At 63.7% G+C, this 25,117-nt stretch carries 24 protein-coding genes; 18 read left to right on the top strand and 6 right to left on the bottom strand.

The features are described 5' to 3' along the window. Window positions 1-63 precede the first annotated feature (63 nt). Window positions 64-402, bottom strand: coding sequence for a co-chaperone GroES (locus tag NKH89_RS22665; protein WP_352910006.1), 339 nt, complete (start codon window positions 400-402; stop codon window positions 64-66). 243 nt (window positions 403-645) lie between these two features. Here NKH89_RS22665 and NKH89_RS22660 point away from each other — a divergent pair, with 243 nt between their 5' ends. Both NKH89_RS22660 and NKH89_RS22655 read left to right on the top strand, forming a co-directional pair. Continuing rightward, window positions 646-918: a hypothetical protein gene (locus NKH89_RS22660; protein WP_023718395.1), complete on the top strand. Its 273-nt coding sequence runs from the start codon at window positions 646-648 to the stop codon at window positions 916-918. Next, window positions 915-1,181, top strand: a complete 267-nt coding sequence (locus NKH89_RS22655; RefSeq protein ID WP_023718394.1) for a DUF1488 family protein — start codon at window positions 915-917, stop codon at window positions 1,179-1,181. The genes NKH89_RS22660 and NKH89_RS22655 overlap by 4 nt, the downstream gene beginning before the upstream one ends. On the opposite strand, the gene NKH89_RS22650 is transcribed toward NKH89_RS22655, so the two are convergent. Further along, the gene (locus NKH89_RS22650) at window positions 1,178-1,402 is read right to left on the bottom strand and encodes a hypothetical protein (protein ID WP_031193831.1); all 225 of its coding nucleotides are present in this window, start codon (window positions 1,400-1,402) and stop codon (window positions 1,178-1,180) included. The genes NKH89_RS22655 and NKH89_RS22650 overlap by 4 nt on opposite strands. A gap of 44 nt (window positions 1,403-1,446) precedes the next feature. Next, window positions 1,447-1,662 carry a hypothetical protein gene (locus NKH89_RS22645; protein ID WP_352494821.1) on the bottom strand — a complete coding sequence of 72 codons (216 nt, stop codon included), beginning with the start codon at window positions 1,660-1,662 and terminating at the stop codon, window positions 1,447-1,449. A 266-nt stretch (window positions 1,663-1,928) separates the two neighbouring features. On the opposite strand from NKH89_RS22645, the gene NKH89_RS22640 reads away from it, so the two are divergent. The 14 genes from NKH89_RS22640 to NKH89_RS22575 all read left to right on the top strand — a co-directional run bounded on the left by NKH89_RS22640 (window position 1,929) and on the right by NKH89_RS22575 (window position 17,685). After that, the gene (locus NKH89_RS22640; protein ID WP_023718393.1) at window positions 1,929-2,339 is read left to right on the top strand and encodes a DUF3168 domain-containing protein; all 411 of its coding nucleotides are present in this window, start codon (window positions 1,929-1,931) and stop codon (window positions 2,337-2,339) included. A gap of 425 nt (window positions 2,340-2,764) precedes the next feature. After that, window positions 2,765-3,064: a hypothetical protein gene (locus NKH89_RS22635; RefSeq protein WP_023718391.1), complete on the top strand. Its 300-nt coding sequence runs from the start codon at window positions 2,765-2,767 to the stop codon at window positions 3,062-3,064. Window positions 3,065-3,128: 64 nt separating this feature from the next. Next, window positions 3,129-3,794 (top strand): response regulator transcription factor, encoded by a 666-nt coding sequence (locus tag NKH89_RS22630; RefSeq protein WP_352494822.1) that lies wholly within the window; start codon window positions 3,129-3,131, stop codon window positions 3,792-3,794. 10 nt (window positions 3,795-3,804) lie between these two features. Then, a complete protein-coding gene (locus NKH89_RS22625) occupies window positions 3,805-5,217 on the top strand; it encodes an ATP-binding protein (RefSeq protein WP_352494883.1) in 1,413 nt (470 codons plus the stop codon). Between the two features lie 109 nt (window positions 5,218-5,326). Then, entirely contained in the window at window positions 5,327-5,761 is a 435-nt protein-coding gene (locus NKH89_RS22620) for an RT0821/Lpp0805 family surface protein (RefSeq protein ID WP_023718388.1), read from the top strand. 117 nt (window positions 5,762-5,878) lie between these two features. After that, entirely contained in the window at window positions 5,879-7,009 is a 1,131-nt protein-coding gene (gene ccmI, locus NKH89_RS22615; RefSeq protein WP_023718387.1) for a c-type cytochrome biogenesis protein CcmI, read from the top strand. Window positions 7,010-7,012: 3 nt separating this feature from the next. Continuing rightward, window positions 7,013-7,456 carry a cytochrome c maturation protein CcmE gene (gene ccmE / locus NKH89_RS22610; RefSeq protein WP_023718386.1) on the top strand — a complete coding sequence of 148 codons (444 nt, stop codon included), beginning with the start codon at window positions 7,013-7,015 and terminating at the stop codon, window positions 7,454-7,456. 71 nt (window positions 7,457-7,527) lie between these two features. Then, window positions 7,528-9,516: a heme lyase CcmF/NrfE family subunit gene (locus tag NKH89_RS22605; protein WP_352494823.1), complete on the top strand. Its 1,989-nt coding sequence runs from the start codon at window positions 7,528-7,530 to the stop codon at window positions 9,514-9,516. Next, the gene (locus tag NKH89_RS22600) at window positions 9,513-9,980 is read left to right on the top strand and encodes a cytochrome c-type biogenesis protein (protein ID WP_352588740.1); all 468 of its coding nucleotides are present in this window, start codon (window positions 9,513-9,515) and stop codon (window positions 9,978-9,980) included. The genes NKH89_RS22605 and NKH89_RS22600 overlap by 4 nt, the downstream gene beginning before the upstream one ends. A 116-nt stretch (window positions 9,981-10,096) precedes the next feature. Next, on the top strand, window positions 10,097-11,653 hold the full coding sequence (locus tag NKH89_RS22595; protein WP_352481893.1) for a Do family serine endopeptidase: 1,557 nt from the start codon (window positions 10,097-10,099) through the stop codon (window positions 11,651-11,653). 299 nt (window positions 11,654-11,952) lie between these two features. Beyond that, window positions 11,953-12,627 carry a response regulator transcription factor gene (locus tag NKH89_RS22590; RefSeq protein WP_254819962.1) on the top strand — a complete coding sequence of 225 codons (675 nt, stop codon included), beginning with the start codon at window positions 11,953-11,955 and terminating at the stop codon, window positions 12,625-12,627. 6 nt (window positions 12,628-12,633) lie between these two features. Continuing rightward, window positions 12,634-14,103 (top strand): sensor histidine kinase, encoded by a 1,470-nt coding sequence (locus NKH89_RS22585; protein WP_352481892.1) that lies wholly within the window; start codon window positions 12,634-12,636, stop codon window positions 14,101-14,103. Then, entirely contained in the window at window positions 14,103-17,063 is a 2,961-nt protein-coding gene (locus NKH89_RS22580; protein WP_352910003.1) for a bifunctional [glutamine synthetase] adenylyltransferase/[glutamine synthetase]-adenylyl-L-tyrosine phosphorylase, read from the top strand. Before NKH89_RS22585 ends, NKH89_RS22580 begins: the two co-directional genes overlap by 1 nt. Window positions 17,064-17,214: 151 nt before the next feature. Continuing rightward, the gene (locus tag NKH89_RS22575; protein ID WP_352481890.1) at window positions 17,215-17,685 is read left to right on the top strand and encodes an EF-hand domain-containing protein; all 471 of its coding nucleotides are present in this window, start codon (window positions 17,215-17,217) and stop codon (window positions 17,683-17,685) included. 52 nt (window positions 17,686-17,737) lie between these two features. Here NKH89_RS22575 and NKH89_RS22570 read toward each other — a convergent pair whose 3' ends face one another. Both NKH89_RS22570 and pepN read right to left on the bottom strand, forming a co-directional pair. Then, entirely contained in the window at window positions 17,738-20,065 is a 2,328-nt protein-coding gene (locus NKH89_RS22570; RefSeq protein ID WP_352910001.1) for a PAS domain-containing sensor histidine kinase, read from the bottom strand. 181 nt (window positions 20,066-20,246) lie between these two features. Then, window positions 20,247-22,892 carry an aminopeptidase N gene (gene pepN, locus NKH89_RS22565; protein WP_352481888.1) on the bottom strand — a complete coding sequence of 882 codons (2,646 nt, stop codon included), beginning with the start codon at window positions 22,890-22,892 and terminating at the stop codon, window positions 20,247-20,249. 154 nt (window positions 22,893-23,046) lie between these two features. Here pepN and NKH89_RS22560 point away from each other — a divergent pair, with 154 nt between their 5' ends. Continuing rightward, a complete protein-coding gene (locus NKH89_RS22560) occupies window positions 23,047-23,262 on the top strand; it encodes a hypothetical protein (RefSeq protein WP_023718376.1) in 216 nt (71 codons plus the stop codon). Beyond that, on the top strand, window positions 23,259-24,236 hold the full coding sequence (locus NKH89_RS22555; protein ID WP_502896928.1) for a DMT family transporter: 978 nt from the start codon (window positions 23,259-23,261) through the stop codon (window positions 24,234-24,236). Before NKH89_RS22560 ends, NKH89_RS22555 begins: the two co-directional genes overlap by 4 nt. Here the strand turns inward: NKH89_RS22555 and NKH89_RS22550 are convergent, their stop codons facing one another. Then, complete coding sequence (locus tag NKH89_RS22550) at window positions 24,237-25,055, bottom strand: helix-turn-helix domain-containing protein (RefSeq protein ID WP_352481886.1); 819 nt, start codon at window positions 25,053-25,055, stop codon at window positions 24,237-24,239. It lies immediately after the preceding gene. Window positions 25,056-25,117: the final 62 nt, after the last annotated feature.

Raw genomic sequence — 25,117 nt, 5'->3', positions numbered from 1 at the left:
AGCGCGCCTGAATCAAAGCTTGGAGCATCCTTTGCGCGCCCGGCAGGGCGCGCGGCATTCCAATCAGGCGGCCTTCTTGGTAGCCACGCTCTTGTCGATGATACCCATCTCGCTCTTGTCGATGATGCCCATGATGTCGGCCTCCTTCATGATCACAAGGTCCTCGCCGTCTATCTTGACCTCGGTGCCGGACCATTTGCCGAACAGGATGAGGTCGCCGGCCTTGACGTCGAGCGCCATCAGCACGCCGCTTTCGTCCCGCGCGCCCGGCCCGACGGCGATCACTTCGCCTTCCTGCGGTTTTTCCTTGGCATTGCCGGGGATGATGATGCCGCCCTTGGATTTGGTGTCGCTTTCGGCGCGCCGAATGACGACGCGATCGTGGAGTGGCCGGAATTTCATGGGGACTCTTTCTGGGGCCGGCTTAGGCGGCCGCCCCTCTCTATAGGCGCCTTGGCACTCGATTGATAGGAGTGCCAAAAAATATTCATGGGGTATGTCAAATATTGAATGAATTATTTTGCCTGGCTATCCCTTGGTGTTCGGGCATTGCCGAATATTAATGAAATTGAATTTCTGTCTTTGAACACCTATTTTATGGTGAAGTTCACACTCACGACTTTCGCTGCAAGGGAGATTTTACCGATGGCCGAAGGCAATCAGAACATCATGGAAAAAGCTCAGGCTCGCTTCATGGAAAATCAAAAGAAAACGGCGGAGCGGAACAAGGCAACTGCCGAATATCTCTCGGAGGCCAAGGCCAGGGCGATCAAAACGGCAAGACTGAGGGAATTGCGACTGGCCAAGGAAGAGGCGGATCGCGCGGCGGCAGCTCTGAATCCGGTCGCCCCAAAGAAGAAGCGGGCGGCGCGGACAGTCAAGCAGGCCGTATCCGCATCGACGGAGGCCAAATCATGAGCCTGACATTTCCCAATCCCAGCCGCAGCTACGACGAGGCAAGCAAACGCATCCGCTTCGTCGGCCATGACGGCATGTTCCAGATTTCCTTCTCTGTCGCAACCGATGCCATCTCCAAAGTGCAGCCGGGAACGGCGGCCTCGGAAGCTACCTATCTGGCGGCCTTCGACACGGCTTCCAGCTCGATCCACGATGTCGCCAGGAATGCCTATGCCCGCACCCGCAGGAGCATATATGTGCTGACTGCGGCCGATTTTCGCTAGATCCGTCGCGATCCGTCCACAAGACGCTTTCTCGGGGCTTCCGGTCCGCCTGCATCCGCCGCGATGTCACGACTGTTCAGCCGATCGACCATCGCGTGCGCATCGCACGTGTTCATGCCGACCATGGATTGCTGCTTGAGCTCGACAGGCTGGCCGGTGAAGACGTAGAAGACGGTCCAGCTGTGAGGACGTTCCATACGCAGCGCGTAGCGGTTTGCCATCTTGGCATCCTTTAGTTTCCGCCCGATCGATGAATGTCGCTCGGTCAGGCTTGGGCGACGAAGAATATTGCCGCCAGGACAAGCACCGTCCACAAAACGACGAACAGCTTCAGGGCCAGGCTACCGTGCGCCGAGAGCAGCTCCCGAGTGCGGTTGACCAAATTCTTGATGGTCATCGACATGGTCGGCGCCGCAATCGCGACCGGCCGCGCCCTGACCCCAAGCTTTCCGAAAACAGGCAGCAGCGATGGCTCGCGCACGAAAACGACCTCGAATGTTTGGAAACCAGAATCTTCATAGCATCGTTCTTCGAACGCCCTGCACGCCAAATGAATTCGCGTCACCCTCAAGGGCGTCCGTGACGCGAAAGGCCGCGGCGTCGCGGGTTCCAGTAGCAGGGCTTATTCCCGAGATCATGAAGGTTCATAATCCGTATGAGACGCGCTGATTCGCGCTTTGCCGGGATGCCGCCATGCAACGCAGCTACGCAGCAGGGAGGTCGACGCGACGGGCGAGGGGAAAGACAATGACCGCGCCACCCGTCGAATTGCAGAAGGCCATATTCGAGGCAGTGAATGGCGATCCCGATTTATCGGCGGCACTGGGCGACGCAAGATTGTTCGACCGTGCGCCGGAAAATGTTGCGTTTCCCCACATGACCTTCGGCCGCACCAGCGTTTACGACTGGGCTACGGGCACGGAGAACAACGCCGAGCAGTTGCTGACGCTGCATGTCTGGTCGAAGTCCGAGGCCAGCAAGGAAACGCTCGACATCATGGACCTGGTCAGCGCCCGCTTGCGAGATGCGGCACTCTCGCTTGGCGAACATCGCCGCGCCTATCTCAAGCTCGAATTCGCCGAAGCCCGCTACGACGAGGACCTTTCGGCCCATCACGGGCTGCTGCGTTTCCGCGCCATGATCGAGGATGAGGGCTGACCGCCGGGCACTTTCCGTAAGAATCGGGCAATTTTGTTCTTGCTTTGTGCCGGCAGCTATGCTACTAATTTCACTATGGTGCTGATTGGCGCCAACGACCCGCCGCCGAGCGGGTTTTTTTGTTTCAGGTCGGTTTTTTTGTTTCAGGCGAGCGGGTCGGTTCGCCTGAACCTGCCTTCGGTTGCCGGATCGATTGTCCCGGATCGATTGTCGAAGTCGGCGCACACCTGAAGCGATTGCCTTCTCCGCCAAATGATGCCGGTTGTCGGCGAAGGATCGGAGGGCTAGGTTAAACTTTGGCGATTTCGCGAGACGGGCGGCGAGATGGCAATCCGGTAATCTCGCGCTTCAGGGGTGTGGCGGGCATGCATTCGAGCGTTCACCGTTCATATCACGTTCAGCACCAGCGCGTTAGAACGCTGACCATGAACATCCTTTGCTCCCACTTCCGGACCGCGGCACTGGCGCTCTCAGCCGCCGGTCTGCTTGCGTCGCAGGCGATGGCGATCCCCGTTGTCGTGCCCGAGCAGCCCCAACCGGTCGTCCTCGCCGCCTCGGACTGCTATGCGATCGGCCAGCAGGTGGCCGAGCAGAATGGCGGCACCCTGGCCAAGGCCTCGCAGTCGACACGCGGCGGCCAGCCGGTCTGCGTCATCGTCGTGCTGGTTCCGGGCAAAGAAGGGCAGCGTCCGCGTCGCTCGGAGATCGTCGTTCCGCTGAACTGAACCGTGCCGTTTCCCAGTCTGCCGGAATCGGCCTATATCTGAACAGCTTCAACAGGCCTCCCGCATGCGCGTACTCGTCGTCGAAGATGACAAGGATCTCAACCGGCAGATCGGCGACGCGCTGGTCGATGCCGGCTATGTCGTCGATCGCGCTTTCGACGGCGAGGAAGGGCACTTTCTCGGCGACACCGAGCCCTACGATGCCGTCGTGCTCGACATCGGCCTGCCGCAGATGGACGGCATCAGCGTGGTCGAGCGCTGGCGCCGTGGCGGCCGCAAGATGCCGGTGCTGATCCTGACGGCACGCGACCGCTGGAGCGACAAGGTTGCCGGTATCGACGCCGGCGCCGACGACTACGTCACCAAACCCTTCCACATCGAGGAAATCCTGGCCAGGGTGCGGGCCTTGATCCGGCGTGCCGCCGGGCATGCCTCGTCGGAGCTGACCTGCGGACCGCTGCGCCTCGACACCAAGGCCTCCAAGGCCGACGTCGATGGTGTACCGCTGAAGCTGACATCGCATGAATTCCGCCTGCTTGCCTATTTGATGCACCATATGGGCGAGGTCGTGTCCCGGACCGAACTGGTCGAGCATCTCTACGATCAGGATTTCGACCGCGATTCCAATACGATCGAGGTCTTCGTCGGACGGCTTCGCAAGAAGATGGGCATCGACATGATCGAAACCGTTCGCGGCATGGGCTACCGCATGCGTAAGCCGGAGACGTAACGCGGAACCGCTGCCTACAAAACCCGCCGTCTCGAACACGCCGTCGCTGCGGTCATGGCCGCGTTCGCTGGCGTTTCGCGTCATCGCCTTTTCCACGGTCTGGGCGATCCTCACTCTGGTCGTCATCTTCACCTTGATCACCACGCTCTATCGCCAGGCCAGCGAGCGCGGTTTCGACAGCCTGCTCTCGGCGCATCTGTTCAACCTGATCGGCTCGGTCGGCGTTTCCGAAAGCGGCCAATTGACCGGCGCTCCCGACCTTGGCGATTTGAGGTTCTCGGAGCCGAATTCCGGCTGGTACTGGTCGGTCGAGCCCGCCTCGGAAGGCGTGCACGGCGATCTCCATTCGTCGTCGATGAGCAAGGCGATCCCGTCGCCAAGCGTTGCCGAGGTGCCATTCAATGCCAGCTTCCAGCGCAGTTATTCGGCGGACGGCATCGAAGGCGAGCAACTGGAGGTGTTCGAGAGCGAGTTCGTCCTCGATGCGAAAAACCGCGCCGCGCGCTTCCGTGTCATGGGCAACCAGACCGAGCTCGAGCAGGAAATCGCCACCTTCCAGCGGCGCCTTTTGACCTATCTGTCGCTGTTCGGCGTCGGCATGATCGCCATCAATGCAATCGCCATCCTGCTCGGCCTGCAGCCGCTGCGCCGGGTCAGGAATGCCCTTGCCATGGTGCGCGAAGGAACTGCGCAACGGCTCGACGGCCGCTTCCCGGCTGAGATCGAGCCGCTTGCAAACGAGACCAATGCGCTGATCGAGAACAACAGGCGTATCGTCGAGCGGTCGCGCACGCAGGTCGGCAACCTCGCGCACTCGCTGAAGACGCCGCTGGCCGTGCTGCTCAACGAGGGGCGGGCGCTGGGTGGCGCCAAGGGCCAGCTCATCGCCGAGCAGGCCGCTTCCATGCAGAAGCAGGTCGACCACTATCTGCAACGTGCCCGCGTTGCCGCGCAGCGCGACAGCGTCGTTTACCGCACGCCGGTGGCGCCGCTGGTCCAGCGCATGGTGCGCGTGCTGCAGAAGCTCAACCCGCGGACCGCGCTCTCGCTGTCGCTGCCGGCCACCGACATCGTCTTTGCCGGCGAACGTGAGGACCTTGAGGAGCTGCTCGGCAATCTGCTCGACAATGCGATGAAATGGGCAAGGAGCGCGGTCGCCGTTTCCGTCAAGCCCATCGCCGGCAGGGAAGGGGCGGCCAATCTGTTCGAGATAGCCATCGAGGATGACGGCCCCGGCATTCCCGAAGACAAGGCGCGCGAGGCATTGCAGCGCGGACGGCGTCTCGACGAGACAAAACCCGGCAGCGGGCTCGGACTTGCCATTGTCGCCGACCTTATCAACGAGTATGGAGGCGTTCTGGCGCTGGAACGATCCGTCATGGGTGGATTGAAGGCGGTGGTTCGATTGCGGAGCCTTCAGTAATGCTTTTCCGGGCGGCTGGCTGCGGCCAAATTTCCGATAAACATCGACATTATGGCCGCGCCAGCCTGCTGACAGCGCGGCGGTCCAGCTCAAGAAAGCCGGTATTGGCATGAAGATTCGCGTCGCGCTCGTTTCCGCCCTGCTCGCCGTCTCCGGCTGTACGACGCTCGGCAAGGGCCCAGCCGTTACGGTGACACCGGCCGCCACGCCTCCCAGTGGCGCCAAGGTCGCGACGACGATCATCGCCGCCATGGGCGGCGGCCTCGTCGGTGGCTCGATCGGCACCGGCTTGAGCGAGACCGAGAAGCGCAGCGCGCTCGAGGCGGAATACAAGGCGCTTGAATATACGGCGAGCGGCCAGAAGGTGGCGTGGAAGAGCGACAGTTCGGCCCATCGCGGCGAAGTTGTCGCCGCCCAGCCCTATCGCGTCGGCTCGCAGGACTGCCGGCAATACACCCATACGGTGTTTACCGGCGCTGCCGGCGCCACCGCGCGCGGAACCGCCTGTCGCAATGCCGACGGCAGCTGGACCCCGCTGACGTAGCTCGCCGGCCGTTGATACACCGATCCCGGTCCGGCACTATCGATCGGAGCGGTCCCGTCAAAGCGTCGCAGCACGCTTGTGTTGGCAGGGCAAGGGTCTCGTTCTATTGGAAGAGCCATGCTGTTCTGGGTCATAGCCGCAATCCTGACGCTGGGCGCAAGCCTGGCGGTGCTGCTGCCGTTGGCGGGCGAAACAAAGAACACGTCCGCTGCCGGCGATCACGACCTTGAAGTCTATCGCGACCAATTGGCCGAGCTTGACCGCGACGTGGCGCGTGGCCTGATCCGGCCAATGGAGGCCGAAGAGGCGCGCGCCGAGATCGCCCGCCGCATCCTTCGCCTGAGCAATGCCGGCCCGGCCGGCACGACGGCGACACAGCGGTCGACAAGGCTGGTGGCGACCGCTGCCGTGCTGGTGGTTCCGCTGGTTAGCTGGGGCCTTTACGGCCAGCTCGGCTCACCCGACCTGCCGTCGCAGCCGCTCAGCGAACGCCTGGCCAAGAACCCCGCCGACAGCTCGGTGGACGAGCTGGTGGCACGCGCCGAAGCGCACCTTGCGGCCAACCCGTCCGATGGCCGCGGCTGGGACGTGCTGGCGCCGGTCTATCTGCGCATGCAGCGATACGCCGATGCGGTAACCGCCTACCGCAATGCCATTCGCCTTGACGGCGACAGTGCCGCCCGTCAAGCCGGCCTCGGCGAGGCGATCGCCAATGCGGCCGGCGGCATCGTTTCAGCCGACGCCCAGGCTGCTTTCGAGGCGGCGCTGAAGCTCGATCCGGCAAACCCGAAGGCCTCGTTCTATCTCGCCATGGGCTTAGCGCAGGAAGGCCGCACAGCTGAAGCGACGGCGGCTTGGCAAAAGATGCTTGCCGCCTTGCCGCAGGGCTCGCCGTGGCGCGGTGCCGTCGAGCAGGCGCTCGCTGAATCCGCCGCCCGCAACGTCGCTTCGGAGGCGCCCGCGAAAGGGCCGAGCGCCGACGATATCGATGCTGCCTCCTCGATGTCGCCGCAGGACCGGCAAGCCATGATCAGCACCATGGTTGCCGGTCTCGACGAAAAGCTTCGGCAAAATCCGCGCGACGAGGAAGGGTGGATGCAGCTCGTTCGTTCCTATGCCGTGCTGGGCAAGACAGATCAGGCGCGTGACGCACTCAATCGCGGTATCGCCGTCTTTGGCGCGGACAGCGACCAGGCCAGGAAATTCACCGCCTTTGCCGCCTCGCTCGGCGTGACGGCGACGGAGTAGACGATGACGCGCAAGCAGAAACGACTGTCGGTGATCGCTGCGGGGCTGGCCTTCCTCGGGGTTGCCACCGGGCTGACCTTCTATGCGCTCGGCCAGAAGGCCTCCTACTTCTACATGCCGGCCGATCTGGCCACCGCCAGCCTTCAGCCGGGCCAGCGTATCAGGCTCGGCGGCCTCGTCGAAAAAGGCACAGTAGAGCGTAGCCAGGGCGCCACCGTCGCCTTTTCGGTGACCGACAACCAGAAGGACGTCAAGGTTACCTATACCGGCATTCTTCCCGACCTTTTCCGGGAAGGGCAGGGCGTGATCACCGAAGGCTCGTTCGGCCCTGACGGAATCTTTGTCGCCGACAGCGTGCTCGCCAAGCATGATGAGACCTATATGCCCAAGGAAGTGGCCGACGGCCTCAAGGCCAAGGGCGTCTGGCAGGAGAGCAAGAGTGACTAGAGAGGTTCCGCAAAAGTGTTCCACGGTTTTGCGGCAAGAACCTGCGGCAAAACCTGGCGAGCGCGGCGACAATGGTTGAAACCGGACATTTCGCCCTGGTCCTGGCGTTTGCGCTGGCCCTGGTGCAGACGGTGGTGCCGCTGTTCGGTGCGCGCACCGGCAACCACAAGATGATGGCCGTCGGCGCACCCGCCGCGCTGACCGGCTTTGCCTTGACAGCGCTGTCCTTCGTGGCGCTGGCGACCGCGTATGCAGGCTCCGACTTTTCGGTGGAGAGCGTCTGGGAGAACTCGCATTCGCTGCAGCCGCTGATCTACAAGATCACCGGCACTTGGGGCAATCACGAAGGTTCGATGCTGCTCTGGGTGCTGATCCTGACCTTCTTCGGCGCGCTTGTCGCCGTCTTCGGCGGCAATCTTCCGGCGACGCTCCGGGCCAATGTGCTTGCGGTGCAGGGAGCGATCGGCGCTACTTTCTTGCTGTTCATCCTGACGACGTCGAACCCGTTCGTCAGGCTCAATCCGGCGCCCATCGAGGGCCGCGATCTCAATCCGATCCTGCAGGATCTCGGCCTCGCCATCCATCCGCCGCTGCTCTATCTCGGCTATGTCGGCTTTTCGATATGCTTTTCCTTCTCGGTCGCCGCCCTCATCGAGGGCCGCATCGACGCATCGTGGGCGCGCTGGGTGCGGCCGTGGACGCTGGTCGCCTGGATGTTCCTCACCGGCGGCATCGCCATGGGCTCCTACTGGGCCTACTACGAGCTCGGCTGGGGCGGCTTCTGGTTCTGGGATCCGGTCGAGAACGCGTCCTTCATGCCGTGGCTGGCGGGCACGGCGCTGCTGCATTCGGCGATTGTCATGGAAAAGCGCTCGGCGCTGAAGATCTGGACGCTGCTGCTGGCGATCCTGACCTTCTCGCTGTCGCTGCTCGGCACCTTCCTGGTGCGCTCCGGCGTGCTGACCTCAGTCCACGCCTTCGCCACCGATCCGACGCGCGGCGTTTTCATCCTCTGCATCCTGACGCTGTTCATTGGCGGCTCGCTGGCGCTGTTTGCCTTGCGCGCCTCCCGGCTGACGGCCGGCGGCCTGTTTCACCCGATCTCGCGCGAAGGCGCGCTGGTCCTCAACAATCTGTTCCTGACCACCGCCACCGCCACCGTGCTGGTCGGCACGCTCTACCCGCTCGTAGTCGAAGCGCTTTCGGCCGACAAGATTTCTGTCGGCGCGCCGTTCTTCAACCTGACATTCGGCCCGCTGATGGTGCCGCTGCTGGTCGTCGTGCCGTTCGGGCCACTGCTCGCCTGGAAGCGCGGCGACATTTTCGCGGTCGCCCAACGCCTGATGGCGGCTTTCGCGGCGGCGCTGCTCGCCGTGCTGGTGACCGCCCTGTTCATCGATGGCGCTTCGGTGTTGGCGGCACTCGGTGTCGGCCTTGCCTTCTGGCTGATCTGCGGCGCGTTCACCGATCTCGCCGTCAAATCCGGCTTCGGCACCGTCGCGCCCGCCACCGTGCTCAGGCGCTTCGCCGGCCTGCCGCGCTCGGTCTTCGGCACAGCGCTTGCGCATCTCGGCCTCGGCCTGACGACGCTCGGCATTGTCGGCACGCTTTGCTTCGGCACCGAAAAAATCCTGTCGATGCATGCCGGCGATACAGTCGAACTGTCCGGCCACACCCTGCGCTTCGAGGGGCTCTACCCGGCCCAGGGGCCTAACTACAGCGAGGATCGCGGCCGCTTCGCCCTGCTTGGCGCTGACGGCAGCATCGCTGGCGAGATCACCTCAGCCAAGCGCTCATACCCGGTGCGCCAGATGACAACGACCGAATCCGGCATCAGCACGATCGCCTTCAGCCAGCTCTATCTCTCGCTTGGCGACGAGGCCAGCGACGGCTCTGTAGTCGTTCGTCTGTGGTGGAAGCCGCTGGTGACGCTGATCTGGGGTGGCGGCCTGGTGATGATGGCGGGTGCGGCGATGTCGCTGCTCGACCGCCGCCTGCGTGTCGGCGCGCCGTCGTCCCGCAAGCCGGCGGGCGCCGTGCCATCGGCGAGCCCGCCATGAGCCAAAGGGTCACGCTGGCCTCGCTGGTCCTCTTGCTGGCGCTGTTGTTCGCCGGCGCCGCGCAGGCGGTCAAGCCCGACGAGGTGCTCGCCGACCCGGCGCTCGAGGCGAGGGCGCGCGCTTTGTCGGAAGGCTTGCGCTGCATGGTCTGCCAGAATCAGTCGATCGACGAGTCCGATGCCGACCTTGCCCGTGACCTGCGCATCCTTGTGCGCCAGCGCCTGGTCGCCGGCGATACCGACCGGCAGGTGATGGACTATGTCGTTTCGCGCTACGGCGAATTTGTGCTGCTGAAGCCACGCTTCAATCTGCGCAACGCCTTGCTCTGGGGGACGCCAGTTCTTCTGCTGCTCGTTGGCGGGACGTTCATCCTGCTGGCCGCCCGCTCGCGCCGCTCGACGGCGACCAATGCCCTGACCGCGGACGAGAAGGCGGCGCTGGACGCGATACTCCGCCGCGATTGATCCTAACATTACGAAAGTTTCATGTACCGGAAATGGCGCCGTAATGTGCGGTTCTCTATTTCCTTTGTCGAGGATGCCAATCAAGGGGCGTCCCTTGAAAAGAGGATACGAGAACCATGAATGTTGCCCCCAATTCATATCTTCGCACCCGCAAACGCCTGCTGGCCGCAGCCGCATCCCTGGCCATTGCCGGCGCGATCGGCTTTGGTGCTGTTGCTACCGGGACAGCCCCGGTTCTGGCCGACGCCGTGCGTGTCGAGGCACCGCAGGTCCCGAGCTTCGCCGATGTGGTCGAGCGCGTTTCGCCGGCGGTCGTCAGCGTGCGCGTCAAGGCCAAGATCCAGTCGACGGCCGATGACGGTTCCGGCCAGATGGACGACGAGGACGGCCTAGGCAATCTTCCCGACAATCCGCAGCTGCGCCGGTTCTTCCGCGAATTCCGCGGCTTTGGCGACCAAGGCGGCGACCAGGGTCCGAACGGAATGCGCCGTTTTGGGCACCGTGACCGCAACAACGACCAGCCGCGGCCGGTGGCGCAAGGGTCGGGCTTCTTCATCTCCGATGACGGCTATCTCGTCACCAACAACCATGTCGTCGAGGAAGGCACCGCCTTCACCGTGGTGACCAATGACGGCAAGGAACTCGACGCCAAGCTGATCGGCACCGATCCGCGCACCGACCTTGCCGTGCTCAAGGTCAATGATGGCAGCAAGTTCACCTATGTCGACTTCGCCGATGATTCCAAGGTTCGCGTCGGCGACTGGGTGGTGGCGGTAGGCAATCCGTTCGGCCTCGGCGGCACGGTTACCGCAGGCATAGTTTCGGCCCGCGGCCGCGATATCGGCGCCGGTCCCTATGACGACTTCATCCAGATCGACGCCTCGGTGAACCGCGGCAATTCGGGCGGCCCGACCTTCAATCTCAACGGCCAGGTCGTCGGCATCAACACCGCGATTTTCTCGCCGTCAGGCGGCAGCGTCGGCATTGCCTTCGATATTCCCGCTTCGACCGCCAAGCAGGTCGTGCAGGATCTGATGAAGAACGGCACAGTCCAGCGCGGCTGGCTCGGCGTCGAAATCCAGCCGGTCACGCCCGAAATCGCCGAGTCGCTTGGCCTTGGGTCCGGCAAGGGCGCGCTCGTTGCCAGCGCGCAGGACAACAGTCCCGGCAAGAAGGCCGGCATCACTGCCGGTGACGTGATCACTCAGGTGGACGGCAAGGACGTTGCTTCGCCGAAGGAACTCGCCCGTCTGATCGGCGCTTACCCGCCCGGCAAATCGGTCGATGTCACGGTGTGGCGCAACGGTAAGAGCGAGGCGGTCAAGGTCGATCTCGGCAAGCTGCCGTCGAGCGACAAGCAGGCCTCGGCCGACCAGCAGCCTGCACCCGCGCCGAAGACCGACACGCTGGCCGATCTCGGCCTGACCGTCACCAAGTCCGACAATGGCAAGGGTCTTGTGGTGACCGATGTCGACCCCGACAGCGATGCCGCCGATCGCGGCATCCAGCCCGGTGACGTCATCACCTCCGTCAATTCGACGGAAGTGACCGGCACCGGCGACATCGACAAGGCGATGGCCGACGCGGTGAAGTCCGGACGCAAGGCGGTGCTGATGCAGATCACCCGCGACGACAGCAACCGCTTCGTCGCGCTGCCTGTCGCCAAGGGCTGACGACCGGCTCGACTTTTCCGGTGCGGCGGTTTTCACACCCCCGAGCCGCCGCACGGGAAAGCACGGGGCCTGAATACGTTAGTCAGTCATCGTGTTCCGCCCCAGCGGCAGCGGGCTTCCGATCGCCCGCTGCCGCTCGAACATGCCGCTCAAAGCGTGAAGCGGTTTAGGCTACGGCATGCTAAAACAAAGACTTACCGCGTATCCCTGAATCACCTTGTTCGCGATACGCCATGGAGACGGCCACGATGCATATGCCGGCCACTCAATCTTCCAGCGAAATCGCGTATGACGGTTCTATGAAGATTCTCGTCATAGAAGACGATCGCGAGGCGGCCGACTACCTGCAGAAGGCGTTCGCCGAGGCCGGCCATACCGCCCATGTCGCCGGAGACGGCGAAACCGGCTTCGCACTCGCTGATTCCGGCGACTATGACGTCATGGTCGTCGACCGCATGATGCCGCGCCGCGACGGCCTGTCCGTCATTGCCGGGCTCAGGTCCAGAGGCAATACGACGCCCGTGCTGATCCTGTCGGCGCTCGGCGAAGTCGACGACCGGGTCACCGGTCTGCGTGCCGGCGGCGACGACTATCTGACCAAGCCCTACGCCTTTTCCGAACTGCTCGCCCGCGTCGAGGTGCTGAACCGCCGCGCCAGCGCCAGGGAGGCAGAAACCGTCTACCGGGTCGGTGATCTCGAACTCGACCGGCTGTCGCATTCGGTGCGGCGCGCCGGGCGCGAGATAACGCTACAGCCGCGCGAGTTCCGCCTGCTCGAATATTTGATGCGCCATGCCGGCCAGGTAGTGACGCGCACCATGCTGCTCGAGAACGTCTGGGACTACCATTTCGATCCGCAGACCAACGTCATCGACGTTCATATCTCGCGGCTGCGCGGCAAGATTGAGAAGGGCTTCGACAAGCCGATCCTGCACACGGTTCGCGGCGCCGGCTATATGCTGAAAAGCGGCTAGAACCCCATGGCCCTTTCCGTGCCGGCCATCATGAGGACGACGGCAGCGCGGCTTTCAGCGCTTTATCTTCTGCTTTTTGCGCTGTGCGCTGTGCTGCTGGTCTTGTACATGACCTCGCTCTCGGCGCGCATGCTGACTGCCCAGACGCAGGAGACGATCAACGACGAGGTACTCGGCCTTGCCCGCGCCTATCAGCGCGGCGGCCTGCCGGTGCTGGTCCGCGTCGTCGAGCAGCGCTCCCGCCAGCCCGGCGCCAATCTCTATCTGATCGCCGATGCCAACGGCCAGATCCTGACCGGCAACGTGCAGAGCCTGGAGCCGGGCGTGATCGAGGCCGAGGGCTGGACCACCGAACCGTTCTCCTACCGCCGCTTCGGCGAGGGCGAGCTCGAGCGGCAGCGCAACCCGGTCTCCGACCCGAACGAGCCCGCCCAGAGCGAAGTACAGGCCGAAGGCGAGAAGGGCCATAATGCCATCGCCCTGGTGCTGCGCCTGCCCAACCAGATGATCATGCTGGTTGGCCGCGACCTCGGCGAGCCGGAGCGCTTCCGCGCCGTCATTCGCCGCGCCTTGATGCTGGCGCTCGGCATGATGGGCGTCGGCGGGCTGCTGATCTGGTTCTTCGTCGGGCGCGCGGCGCTGAAGCGCATCGACAGCGTGTCGGAGGCGAGCCGCCGCATCATGGGCGGCGATCTTTCCGGCCGGCTGCCGGTCACCGGCGCCGGCGACGAGTTCGACCGGCTGTCGGAAAACCTCAATTCCATGCTGGCCAGGATCGCCACGTTGAACGAGGGGCTGAAGCAGGTCTCCGACAACATCGCCCACGACCTGAAAACGCCGCTGACCAGGCTGCGCAATCGGGCCGAAGCGACGCTTTCCGGCAAGCACAACACCAGCGACTACCGACAGGCGCTGGAAGGAACGATCGCCGAATCCGATCAGCTGATAAAGACCTTCAACGCCATCCTGATGATCTCACGGCTGGAGGCCGGCTATTCCTCCGAAAGCACCACCAGGGTCGACCTGGCCGCTGCCGTGCACGACGTCGTCGAACTCTACGAGCCTGTGGCGGAAGAGGCGGGTGTGACGCTCGAAACCTCGGTACAGGGTGCCTTCGCCGTCAACGGCAATCGCGAGCTGATCGGCCAGGCGCTGTCCAATATCGTCGACAACGCGATCAAATATTCGACCGACTCGACCTCCAGGCCTACGGTTCGCGTGACGCTGGAGCGTATCGATGGCGAGATCAGGCTTGCTGTTTCCGACAACGGCCAGGGCATTCCCGACGATGTCGACCGCGCCAGGGTGACCGAGCGTTTCGTGCGGCTGGAAAAGAGCCGCTCGCAGCCGGGTTCCGGCCTTGGCTTGAGCCTCGCCAAGGCGATCATGACGTTCCACAATGGACGGCTTGAGCTTCTGCCCGGCAATCCCGGATTGTCCGTCGTCATGAGTTTTCCCGGGCGGGAGGATCGCTGATGGTGGCGAGGATGGCAGCGCGACGCCGCGAGACGGACTGGCTTTTGAAGCCGGCGGTAAAGCTCGTTCCGCTGGATGCAAGCCGCGCCAGGCAGGAATTGGCGGAGATCGCCGACGCCGCGCGGCAGGAAGAACTGCCGCGACTGGCGAAATTTCTCGCCGGCAAGGGGGTCGTCCAGGATTTCCTCGCCGCCGTTTTCGACCTGTCGCCGTTCCTGCGCGATACCGCGCGCCGCCGGCCGCGGATAGTCGATGCGCTTTTCGACGAGACCATCGAGGCGCGGCTGTCATCGATCTGCGCCGCGGTCGACAAGGCAGCGCGCGCAGAGGCCGTCTCCGAAGGCAGCCTGATGATGGAGCTGCGCCGATGCAAGGCGGAGGCGCATTTCCTGATCGCCTTGGCCGATCTCGCCGGCGAGGCCGAGACCTCGCTGACGGTGCGGCGACTGAGCGATCTTGCCGACGCCTGCACGCGTGCAGCCGTCGATTTCCTGCTCCGCGACGCGCATGAGCAAGGCAAGCTCAGTTTGCCGGATCCGAAAAATCCGGCGCAACGCTCGGGCTGGATCCTGCTCGGCATGGGCAAGCTCGGTGCGCATGAGCTGAACTTCTCCTCCGACATCGACCTCGTCGTCTTCTTCGACCCCGATGCGCCTGCCGTCGTCGATTCGCTCGATGCCACCGAGCTGTTTTCGCGCCTGACCCGCCGGCTGGTCCGCATTCTCCAGGACCGCACCGAGCACGGTTACGTCTTCCGCACCGATCTCAGGCTTCGTCCCGACCCCGGCTCGACGCCGCTGGCGATCCCGGTCGAGGCGGCGCTGCGCTACTATGAGGCGCGCGGCCAGAACTGGGAGCGCGCCGCCATGATCAAGGCGCGCCCGGTGGCTGGCGATCTTGCCGCCGGCGCCGCGTTCCTGAAGGAACTGCAGCCCTATATCTGGCGCAAATACATGGACTATGCGGCGATCGCCGACGTCCATTCGATAAAGCGCCAGATCCACGCCCACAAGGGCCATGGCGAGGTCGCGGTCAAAGGTCACAACGTCAAGCTCGGCCGCGGCGGCATCCGCGAGATCGAGTTCTTCGTCCAGACCCAGCAGCTCATCGCCGGCGGTCGCTTTCCCGAACTGCGCGGCCGCGAGACCGTGCCGATGCTTGGCGAACTCTCCGCGCGTGGCTGGATCACTGCGGATGCGCGCGAGGCGCTCACCAGGCAATACTGGTTCCTGCGCCGCGTCGAGCACGCCATCCAGATGGTTGCCGACCAGCAGACGCACATCCTGCCGGAGGACGAAGAGGGGCTGGAGCGCGTCGCCCGCATGCTGGGCTTTGCCGATGCGGCAGGCTTTGCCGAAGCGTTTCGCGCGGCGCTGCACCAGGTCGAGCGCCACTATGCAGCGCTGTTTGAAACCGCGCCGGAGCTTTCGGCAGGCATCGGCAATCTGGTCTTTACCGGCGACGTCGACGATCCCGACACCTTGCAGACCCTGAAGCGGCTCGGCTTCCAGCGGCCGAGCGACATCTGCCGGGTTATCCGCGGCTGGCACTTCGGCCGGTATCGCGTCACCCGGTCGGCGGAAGCGCGCGAGCGGCTGACCGAACTGACGCCGGCGCTGCTGCAAGCCTTCGGCCAGACGCGGCGGGCGGACGAGGCAGTGATCCGCTTCGACGAATTCCTTGCCGGCCTGCCTGCCGGCATCCAGCTGTTTTCGCTGCTGCATTCGAACCCAGCTTTGCTGAAGCTGATGGCGACGATCATGGGCGCGGCACCGCGGCTGGCCGCCATCATCACGCGCCGGCCACATGTCTTCGACGGCCTGCTCGATCCGGCGCTGCTCAGTGAACTGCCCAACCGTGCCTATCTGTCGGCGCGTCTTGCCGCCTTCCTCGAAGGCGACAGGGCCTATGAGGACGTGCTCGACCGACTGCGCATCTTTGCTTCGGAGCAAAAGTTCCTGATCGGCGTCAGGCTGCTTGCCAGGTCGATCGATCCGCCGCGCGCCGGCCGCGCTTTTTCCGACCTCGCCGATCTGACTATCGAAGCGGCTTTGCAGGCGGTGATGGCCGAATTCGCGCTGCGTCATGGCTATATTGCCGGCGGCAGGGTCGCACTGCTCGGCATGGGCAAGCTCGGCAGCCGCGAACTGACGGCAGGTTCCGACGTCGACCTCATCCTGCTCTACGATCACGACGCCGATGCCGAGGAGTCCGACGGCGACAAGCCGCTTGCCCCGTCGCATTACTACAGCCGGCTGACGCAGCGGCTGATCGCCGCCGTTTCCGCGCCGACCGCCGAGGGCGTGCTCTACGAGCTCGACCTTCGCCTTCGGCCGTCCGGCAACAAGGGGCCGGTGGCCACGCATGTCGACGCCTTCAAGAAGTATCAGCGCCAGGACGCCTGGACATGGGAGCACATGGCGCTGGCGCGAGCCCGCGCGATCGGCGGCGATGCCGAGCTCTGCCGCGAGGTCGAAGGGGAAGTTGCCGCAGTGCTCGCTCTGCCGCGCGATCCAGTCAAGGTGATGGCCGAGGCATCCGAGATGCGCGCCATGGTCGACAAGGAGAAGCCGCCGCGCGATACCTGGGACATCAAGCTGATCCCGGGCGGCCTCATCGATCTCGAATTCATCGCCCAGGTTGCGGTGATTACCGGAAAGATCGAGGCAGGCCGCAGGGCCACCGGCACGGCTGACATCCTGTCGCGCCTGGCGCCGGATTTCGCCAGCGCCCAGGTCAGGCAGGAACTGGTGGATGCCTATTCGCTCTATCTGGCGCTGACCCAGATAATACGGCTTTGCCTTACCGGCGCGTTCGAACGCGACGACGTTCCGCCAGGGCTTTCGGATCTGCTTCTGGCGGTCACCGACCTGCCGGATTTCGGTGTGCTTGAAGCGCACCTCAAGGAGACGTCGCAGAAGGTCAGAAAGGATTTTGACCTTTTGCTTCGTGCGAAATAACCGTGACGGCAATCGGCCGAACGGGCGAGAGCATCGGAGCCAAAAGTGGCGACCTGCTTTGGGAGCTTCCGATGCTCAAACAAGGAGATAGAGCGGGGATTGAAGATCTGCCGCTCTAGCATCGGGGGTGACGATGCAACAGGAGAAGACCATGAGAAAGACGACCAGACTTGCACTCGTTTTCGCAGCCCTGGCCGGCGCCGTCGGCACCGCTGCCTATGCAGACGAGCACTCCGGCGCCGGGCCGCGCGAGGGCATGATGATGCGCCTCGGTAAGGTCATGAAGGACAATGACGGCACCATCACCTTCGACCAGTTCTCCGACGCCATGAACGCGCGGCTGAAGAAGATGGTCGCCGACAATGGCGGCAAGCTGACCGTGGCACAGCTCGCCGACGCGCTGGAGAAGGCACGCTTCGAGCAGATGGCCAGGCGCATCATCGCCCGCTACGACACCAAGGGCGACGGCACGCTGACCGCCGACGACATCACCAGCCGCCAGAAGAAGGTGTTCGCCATGCTCGACCGCGACAATGACGGCAAGATCGAGAAGAACGAACTGCCGAAGGGTCCCGGCCGTCACCACCAATGGGGCGGCGACGGCAATGACGGCATGCAGTGAGAATTAATAACCTCTCCGGCGGCGCGAGCCGCCGGAGACTTATTTTGTCGTTTCAGGCAGCGGCCTTGACCGCCTGCGTGGCTTTCTTGATCGGGATGCGTACCGAGACGATCGTGCCGACGCTTTCGGTCGAGCGGATCTTCAACGCGCCACCCTGAAGCTCGGCCAGCGAGCGCGAGATGGCGAGGCCGAGGCCGGAGCCGGCATGGCTCTTGGAGAACTGGTTTTGCACCTGTTCGAACGGCCGCCCGAGCTTGCTCAGCGCCGCCTTCGGGATGCCGCAGCCATTGTCCTCGATCGTCAGGATCAGCGCGCTGGAAATGCTGCGGGCCCTGACCGAGATGTGGCCGCCTTGCCCGGTGAACTTCACGGCATTCGATAACAAATTGATGAGGATCTGCTTGATCGCCCTGCGGTCGGCGAACAGCGTCAGCGAATCGGCGATGCGGGTTTCGACGGTGATCGATTTTTCCGCCGCCTGCAGCGAAACGACGCGAACCGTTTCCCTGATCAGCGGGCAGAGATCGATTTGTTCCTGATCCAGCGCGAACTGGCCGGCCTCGATCTTCGACATGTCGAGGATATCGTTGATGACGCCGAGAAGATATTTGCCGCTGCCGTTGATGTCGGTGGCATACTCTTCGTAGCGCGGCGAACCCAGCGGCCCGAACAGGCCCCGTTCCATCAGTTCCGAAAAGCCGATGATCGCGTTGAGCGGCGTGCGCAACTCGTGCGACATATTGGCCAGGAATTCAGATTTGGCCCGGTTCGCCGCTTCCGCCCGCTCGGTTTCCTTCATGTATTTGCGATTGAGCTCGACGAGTTCGCGGGCCCGTTCTTCTTCCGCCCGACGGGCAAGGCTGAGGTCGTGGATCGTTGCCATCAAACGGCGCTCGCTGTCGACCAGCTTCTCCTGGTGCAGCTTGATCTGGGTGATGTCGGAGCCGACCGAGACGGTGCCGCCGTCCCTTGTCCGCAATTCGTTCACCTGAAGCCAGCGGCCGTCGGCAAGCTGGCGCTCGAAGGTCACGCCCCCCTGCGGTCCGTTGGTATTGGCAAGCCGCCGCTCCGAGGCGAACGCCAACATGCGTTCATCCAGCACGGCGCGCGGGGCGCCCGGCATCACGTCGCGATCCGACAGGCCGTTATCCTGCTGGTATTTGGAATTGCACATGATCAGGCGCTCGGACGAATCCCACAGCACGAAGGATTCGTTGATGTTTTCGATGGCTGTCCTCAGGCGCAGGTCCGCGGCTTCGGAGCGCAGCGCCAGGTGCCGCTGCTCGGTGACGTCGACGGCGATGCCGATCAGCTGGATCTCCGGGGCTTCCGGGTCGATAACCTGTGCTCTTGCCCGCATCCAGACCCATTGCCCGTCGGCATGACGCATCCGGAACACCTGGTCGATGTGGTCGATCTCGCGCCCGACGATCCTGTTGGCGAGTTCAAACAAATCGCCGTCCTCGGGATGGATGATTTCGTCGACTTCGCCGAACGACAGCATCGTGTCGCAAGGCTCGTAGCCCAGCATGTCGTACATCGAGCGCGACCAGTACATCTTGCCGCGCACCATGTCCCAGTCCCACAGGCCGCAGCGGCCGCGCACCAGCGCCATGTCGATGCGCTGGTGGGCTTCGAGATAGATGCGGTCGGCGGCCTGGGCGCGCGCCGCCTGGCCGAAATAGGCGTAGAGGATGATGATCAGCACGCCGGCCGTCAGCACAAACAGCGTGACGTTGAGCGAGACCGTCTTGCGCCAGGTGTCAAAAACTGCCTCCTGCGGCACAAAGGCTGCCGCGGCACCCCTTCGGCCATTCGCCAGGCTCACCGCCGCGTACCAGTCCTGTCCGCCGATGCTGACCTCCATCACCCCGGCGCGGTCGCCGAACATGAACAGCGGCTGCCCGCCCTGCACGAGGCCATCGAGCGATCGCCCCTCCCAGTGCGTCGACTGCGGCGATACGGCAATGATCTTGAAGGCGCTGTCGGTGATCGCCAGTACGTGGCTTCGGCCCATCGCGCCCTGACGGCCGGTTCCCTCCAGCAGGTCCTGGATCGCGCCGGGCGTCGAAACCATGGTCGCGTCGGCAGCGATCGAACTGGCCAGTTGGCCCGCGGCCAGCGCAAGGATCGCCTTGGCGTCGCGCTCGATCTCGTCGCGCTCGTTCATCAGCGACAGAAAGCGCAATACTGCAATGATCAACAGAAAGATGATGATGAGGGCCGGTATCGATCGCCGCAACAGCGGCTCGGCTGCCAGCAGCCGTCGGTAGGCAGGTTCGGCGATGAGCCGCGTATTGCCGGCGAGACCGTCGCTTCGCGCCTCGCGTCGCTCAAAAGCCGTCCCACCGGGCGCGCCCCACGCGTCCGCCTTCGCCATAAATGGCACTCCCCGATTTTCAATCTGCTTGACGATCCGGCAACGCCGCACTTCCGAATCGTCTGTAAAGAATCAAAGGTGATTCGCCTTGTCCAGAGGCGCGGCGAAAAAAGATTAAAAATCGACTAAAATAATGCGGTTTTCGGGCGAGACGCCATTGTGGTGGTGAGCCGGCGCGTTGTCAGGCCAGCGTGCGCTCGACGATGTCTCGCAAATCGGCCGAGAGCTTCTCTGCATTGGCGATCGAAAGCAGCGCCTCCCTTGCCTTGGCCTGCCGCACCGGTTCGAGCGACCGCCAAGACCTGAGCGCCGTCGCCAGCCTGGCGGCCACCTGCGGGTTGCGCTTTTCCACCTGCAGCACCGTTTCGACGAAAAGCCGGTAGCCCTCGCCGTCGGCGCTATGGAAGCCGGTCTGGTTGGCGCTGGAAAACGTACCGATGAGTGAGCGCACCCGGTTCGGGTTGGCCATCGAGAACGTCGGGTGGCCGGTCAAAGCGCGCACCGCATCGACGGTTTGCGGGCCGGGCACACTGGCCTGGATCTGGAACCATTTGTCCATGACCAGCGCATCGGTTGCATATCTCGCCTCGAAATCGGCCAGCGCCTTGGTCGCCTCCGGTGAGCCGTGGTGACGGTGCGCAAGCACGGTCAACGCCGCGGCCCGGTCGGTCATGTTGGTCGCCGACTGGAAGTGCCGGGCAGCGAGTTCCGCGCCTCCCGGCAGCAAGCAGAGATAATCCAGCAGGACATTGCGCAGTGCACGCCGCCCGGCACTGGTCGCATCCGGGCTGAACGGACCATTGTCGGCGAGCCGATCGTAAAGTTTGGAGAATATCTCGCTGTTGGTCTCGGCGATCGCAACCACTAGCGCCTCGCGCGCCGCGAAAATGGCGTCGGGGTCGATGTTCTTGCCAATGTCGCGGGCGATATCGGCCTCGCCGGGCAGCGCCAGCGCCAATGCCCGATAGGCGGGTTCGAGTGCTTCGTCGCCGGCTATCTTGCCCGCAAGCTCGGTCAGCCGGGCGCTGAACTCGGGTTGCCTGTGGTCCAGGATCTGACGGAAGGCTGCAATCAGGGCATCGGTCAAAAGCGTGTTGAACGCCTGCCAGCGCGAGAAGGCGTCGCTGTCATGGCCAGCCAGAAAAAACTGGTCGTCGGGCCGTTGCTCGACCGAAAGCGTCACCGGCGCCGAAAAGCCACGGTTGAGCGACATGGCCGGACGCTCGGCAATCCCGGAAAACCTGACGACATGGCGACGTTTGCGGATATGGATGACACTGTCCTCGACGTTCGCCCCTTCGACGCCGCTATGCGCTATCGCCTCGCCACCGGCGCCAACCAGGCCGAAGGCAAGCGGAATGTGCATCAGCCGCTTGCGGCTTTCCGCCGGTGTTGGCGGCACCGACTGCTCGATTTCGAGCGTGAATTCTCGCGCCGCCGGATTATATGCTGAACTGACGGTCAGGTTCGGCGTACCGGCCTGATGGTACCACAGCGAAAACTGCGACAGGTCGCGACCGGAGACGTCTTCGAACACCTTGATGAAGTCTTCGATCGTCGCCGCCTGGCCGTCGTGACGTTCGAAGTACAGGTCCATGCCGGCGCGGAACGTCTCGGCGCCGAGGATGGTATGGATCATGCGCACGACTTCCGAGCCCTTTTCGTAGACCGTCGCCGTGTAGAAATTGTTGATCTCGCGGTAGCGGCGCGGCCGCACGGGATGCGCCAGCGGCCCCTGGTCCTCGGGAAACTGATGGGCGCGCAGCGTACGCACCTCGGCGATGCGCTTGACGGCGCGCGAGCGCTGATCGGCGGAGAATTCGTGGTCGCGGAAAACGGTCAGGCCTTCCTTCAGGCAAAGCTGGAACCAGTCGCGGCAAGTGATTCTGTTACCTGTCCAATTGTGGAAATACTCATGGGCAATGATGGCTTCGATGTTGGCGAAATCGGCGTCCGTCGCGGTTTCCTGGTCGGCCAGCACATACTTGTCGTTGAAGATGTTGAGACCCTTGTTCTCCATCGCGCCCATATTGAAGTCGGATACGGCGACGATGTTGAAGACATCGAGGTCGTATTCGCGGCCGAACGCCTCCTCGTCCCATTTCATCGAGCGTTTCAAGGCATCCATGGCGTAGCCGGCGAGCCTCTCCTTGCCCGGTTCGACATAGATTCCGAGCTCGACGTTGCGGCCAGACAGGGTAACGAAACTGTCCGAGATCTTGCCGAGGTCGCCCGCCACCAGCGCAAACAAATAGGACGGCTTGGGGAACGGGTCGTGCCAGACCGCATAGTGCCTGCCGCCGGCAAGTTCGCCGCTGCCGGCCGGGTTGCCGTTGGACAAAAGCAGCGGCGCCTCACGGCGCTGAGCTTCGATGCGCACCGTATAGACCGACAGGATGTCGGGGCGGTCGAGGAAATAAGTGATGCGGCGAAAGCCTTCGGCCTCGCACTGCGTGCAATAGACGTCGCTGGAGCGATAGAGGCCCATAAGCGCTTCGTTCCGCGCCGGCGCCAGCACGGTTTCGATTCTCAGTTGGAAGCGCCTTGCCGCAGGGGGGCTGACGATTGTCAGTTGATCGGGCGTGGCGAGAAAATCCGCAGGGCTCGTTTCCTGGCCGTCGATGGCGATGCTGCTGAGCGTCAGCCCGTCGCCATCGAGCACCAGCGGCACTGATGCCGCAATCCCGTCGCGGCGTTCGACCGCCAGCACGGCGGTGACATGCGTTGCTTCAGGTGAAAGGCGGAAAGTCAGGCTGGTTTCCGGAATGAGATAATCGCTGGGGCGATAGTCTTCGAGCTTGAAGACCTGGCCGGTATCGGTGCGCATTCCTTGATTTTTCCTGTCGATCCGGGAGTGGCGGGCGGGTCCGCTGGTCCAAATAAATTGAAGTCTGCGCTCTTTACACGAAACACTCCCTCGACAAAACTGCAGCGACGTCTATTTCAGGCGATCATTTCCCAAGCATCATCGCGAGGCTTCCATGACCGTCGTCACGCCGAAATTCGGGATGGGCGCCTCGGTGCTGCGTCGCGAGGCCTTCAAGGGCGCCGGGGAGGCGAGTACGATCGGGTCGACGCGTGCCGCGCTCAATGAGGTGACCGACGCTCTCTATAGCGCCTACGGCATCAGACATATCGACATGCCCGCAACGCCGGCGCGCATCTTGGCGGCGATCCAGGAAGCAAAAGGGGCGTGACAGCCGAACGGGACTTGCCAGTGCTTGCTGCCGGCGACCACGCCGGCGAACACAGCACGCTAACCGGGATCGTGCTCAAGATCGTATCGGTGGCGGTCTTCGTCGGCATGTCGTCCTGCATCAAGGTGGCAGGCACGGTGCCGGCGGGCCAGATCGTCTTTTTCCGCTCCTTCTTTGCCATCTTTCCGATCATCGCCTTCCTCGCCTTCCAGGGGAAACTCGGCACCGCCTTTTCGACAAAGCGCCCGCTCAACCACATTGCGCGCGGTGTTGTCGGGGTTTGCGCCATGGGGCTCGGCTTCTTCGCGCTGACGCGGCTGCCGCTGCCCGAGGCGATTACGCTGAACTACGCGCAGCCGCTGCTGGTCGTGGTGTTCAGTTCGATCTTCCTCGGCGAAGCCATCCGCATCTATCGCTGGAGCGCGGTTGCCGTCGGCCTGGTCGGGGTGCTGATCATCTCGTGGCCGGAACTGACGCTGCTGGGCTCGGGCGCTGCCCTTGGCGACCAGGAGGTGCTCGGCGTCATCGCCGCCCTCATGGCCGCGGCGATCTCGGCCATCGCCATGCTCCTGGTGCGCAACCTCGTCCAGAGCGAGCGGACGGCGACCATCGTGCTGTGGTTCTCTGTGACGGCGAGCGTCATGGCGCTGCTTTCGCTGCCATTCGGCTGGCAGGCGCTGACGCCAGTGCAGGCGGGGCTTCTGATTGCCGCGGGTTTTTGCGGCGGGCTCGGCCAGATCCTGATGACCTCGGCCTATCGCCATGCCGAAGCTTCGGTCGTGGCACCGTTCGAATACACCTCGATGATCCTCGGCGTCGTGGTCGGCTATCTGGTCTTTGGCGACGTCGCCACGATCAACATGCTGGTCGGCGGCATTATCGTCGTCGCAGCGGGCATTTTCATTATCTGGCGTGAGCGCCAGCTCGGCCTCGAACGCACCCGCACGCGCAAGGCGATCGCGCCACAGGGGTGATCAGCCTTTCGCCGCGTCGGCCCGCCCTTTCGCCAGCCGCACCAGCACCGCCCGCGTCTGCTCGTCGGCCGGGAAAAAGGATTCGATCGCCAGCTCCGACAACGTCACGTCGAGCGGCGTGCCGAATACGGTGATGGTGCTGATGAACGACAGCATCGCGTCGCCATGGGCAAGCTTGAGCGGATGGACAATCGCATTCGGTTCGACCGGCGCCGGCCGGCTGCCTTTGAGGCCGGACGGATAGGCCCGAAGCTCGCGCTCGAGCTCGACCAGCACCGGATCGGCGGTAGCATCGTTCTGCTGCTTCAGCCGCTCCAGAAGATGCGTCCGCCATTCCGCAAGGTTGACGATGCGCGGCGCGATGCCGCCGGGATGCAGGCTGAGGCGCAGCACGTTGACCGGCGGCGTCAGCAATGAGGCATCGGCGACATTGGCGAGGAACGGGCCTATGGCGGCGTTCGCCGACACCAGGTTCCAGTGCCGGTCGACGGCAAGCGCCGGGAACGGCTCGTGCGCCTTGAGCACGGTCTCGACCGCCGCCATCGCCGGCGCCATCGAGGCGTCGTCAAGCGGCCGCTCACTGAAGCTCGGGGCAAAGCCGGCGGCCAGCAGCAGCTGGTTGCGCTGCCTGAGCGGGATCGAAAGCTGCTCGGCCAGATGCAGCACCATATCGCGCGAGGGTGCGGCGCGGCCGCTTTCGACGAAGCTCAGATGCCGCTGCGAGATCTCGGCCTCCATGGCGAGGTCGAGCTGGCTCATGCGCCGGCGTGTACGCCATTCGCGAATGAGACTGCCGGCGGAAATCTGGACTGCTGTCATGACGAGATGACTAGGCCGGTGGGAGAGGGATTTCAATTACCTGGGAAGTCATCGGCACTGTC

It is taken from the genome of Mesorhizobium sp. M0923 (assembly GCF_040319365.1).
GTDB lineage: Bacteria > Pseudomonadota > Alphaproteobacteria > Rhizobiales > Rhizobiaceae > Mesorhizobium.
The sequence above is the reverse complement of the archived record's forward strand: the minus strand, read 5'-3'. Positions and strand labels throughout refer to the sequence as shown.

Coding starts and splice junctions, on each gene's coding strand:
- NKH89_RS22640 (WP_023718393.1), top strand. CDS start 1,929: ATGACCGCGCCACCCGTCGAATTGCAGAAGGCCATATTCGAGGCAGTG.
- NKH89_RS22560 (WP_023718376.1), top strand. CDS start 23,047: ATGACCGTCGTCACGCCGAAATTCGGGATGGGCGCCTCGGTGCTGCGT.
- NKH89_RS22655 (WP_023718394.1), top strand. CDS start 915: ATGAGCCTGACATTTCCCAATCCCAGCCGCAGCTACGACGAGGCAAGC.
- NKH89_RS22575 (WP_352481890.1), top strand. CDS start 17,215: ATGAGAAAGACGACCAGACTTGCACTCGTTTTCGCAGCCCTGGCCGGC.
- ccmI (WP_023718387.1), top strand. CDS start 5,879: ATGCTGTTCTGGGTCATAGCCGCAATCCTGACGCTGGGCGCAAGCCTG.
- NKH89_RS22665 (WP_352910006.1), bottom strand. CDS start 402: ATGAAATTCCGGCCACTCCACGATCGCGTCGTCATTCGGCGCGCCGAA.
- NKH89_RS22620 (WP_023718388.1), top strand. CDS start 5,327: ATGAAGATTCGCGTCGCGCTCGTTTCCGCCCTGCTCGCCGTCTCCGGC.
- NKH89_RS22570 (WP_352910001.1), bottom strand. CDS start 20,065: ATGGCGAAGGCGGACGCGTGGGGCGCGCCCGGTGGGACGGCTTTTGAG.
- pepN (WP_352481888.1), bottom strand. CDS start 22,892: ATGCGCACCGATACCGGCCAGGTCTTCAAGCTCGAAGACTATCGCCCC.
- NKH89_RS22550 (WP_352481886.1), bottom strand. CDS start 25,055: ATGACAGCAGTCCAGATTTCCGCCGGCAGTCTCATTCGCGAATGGCGT.
- NKH89_RS22580 (WP_352910003.1), top strand. CDS start 14,103: ATGGTGGCGAGGATGGCAGCGCGACGCCGCGAGACGGACTGGCTTTTG.
- NKH89_RS22605 (WP_352494823.1), top strand. CDS start 7,528: ATGGTTGAAACCGGACATTTCGCCCTGGTCCTGGCGTTTGCGCTGGCC.
- NKH89_RS22585 (WP_352481892.1), top strand. CDS start 12,634: ATGGCCCTTTCCGTGCCGGCCATCATGAGGACGACGGCAGCGCGGCTT.
- ccmE (WP_023718386.1), top strand. CDS start 7,013: ATGACGCGCAAGCAGAAACGACTGTCGGTGATCGCTGCGGGGCTGGCC.
- NKH89_RS22635 (WP_023718391.1), top strand. CDS start 2,765: ATGAACATCCTTTGCTCCCACTTCCGGACCGCGGCACTGGCGCTCTCA.
- NKH89_RS22650 (WP_031193831.1), bottom strand. CDS start 1,402: ATGGCAAACCGCTACGCGCTGCGTATGGAACGTCCTCACAGCTGGACC.
- NKH89_RS22590 (WP_254819962.1), top strand. CDS start 11,953: ATGAAGATTCTCGTCATAGAAGACGATCGCGAGGCGGCCGACTACCTG.
- NKH89_RS22595 (WP_352481893.1), top strand. CDS start 10,097: ATGAATGTTGCCCCCAATTCATATCTTCGCACCCGCAAACGCCTGCTG.
- NKH89_RS22630 (WP_352494822.1), top strand. CDS start 3,129: ATGCGCGTACTCGTCGTCGAAGATGACAAGGATCTCAACCGGCAGATC.
- NKH89_RS22660 (WP_023718395.1), top strand. CDS start 646: ATGGCCGAAGGCAATCAGAACATCATGGAAAAAGCTCAGGCTCGCTTC.
- NKH89_RS22600 (WP_352588740.1), top strand. CDS start 9,513: ATGAGCCAAAGGGTCACGCTGGCCTCGCTGGTCCTCTTGCTGGCGCTG.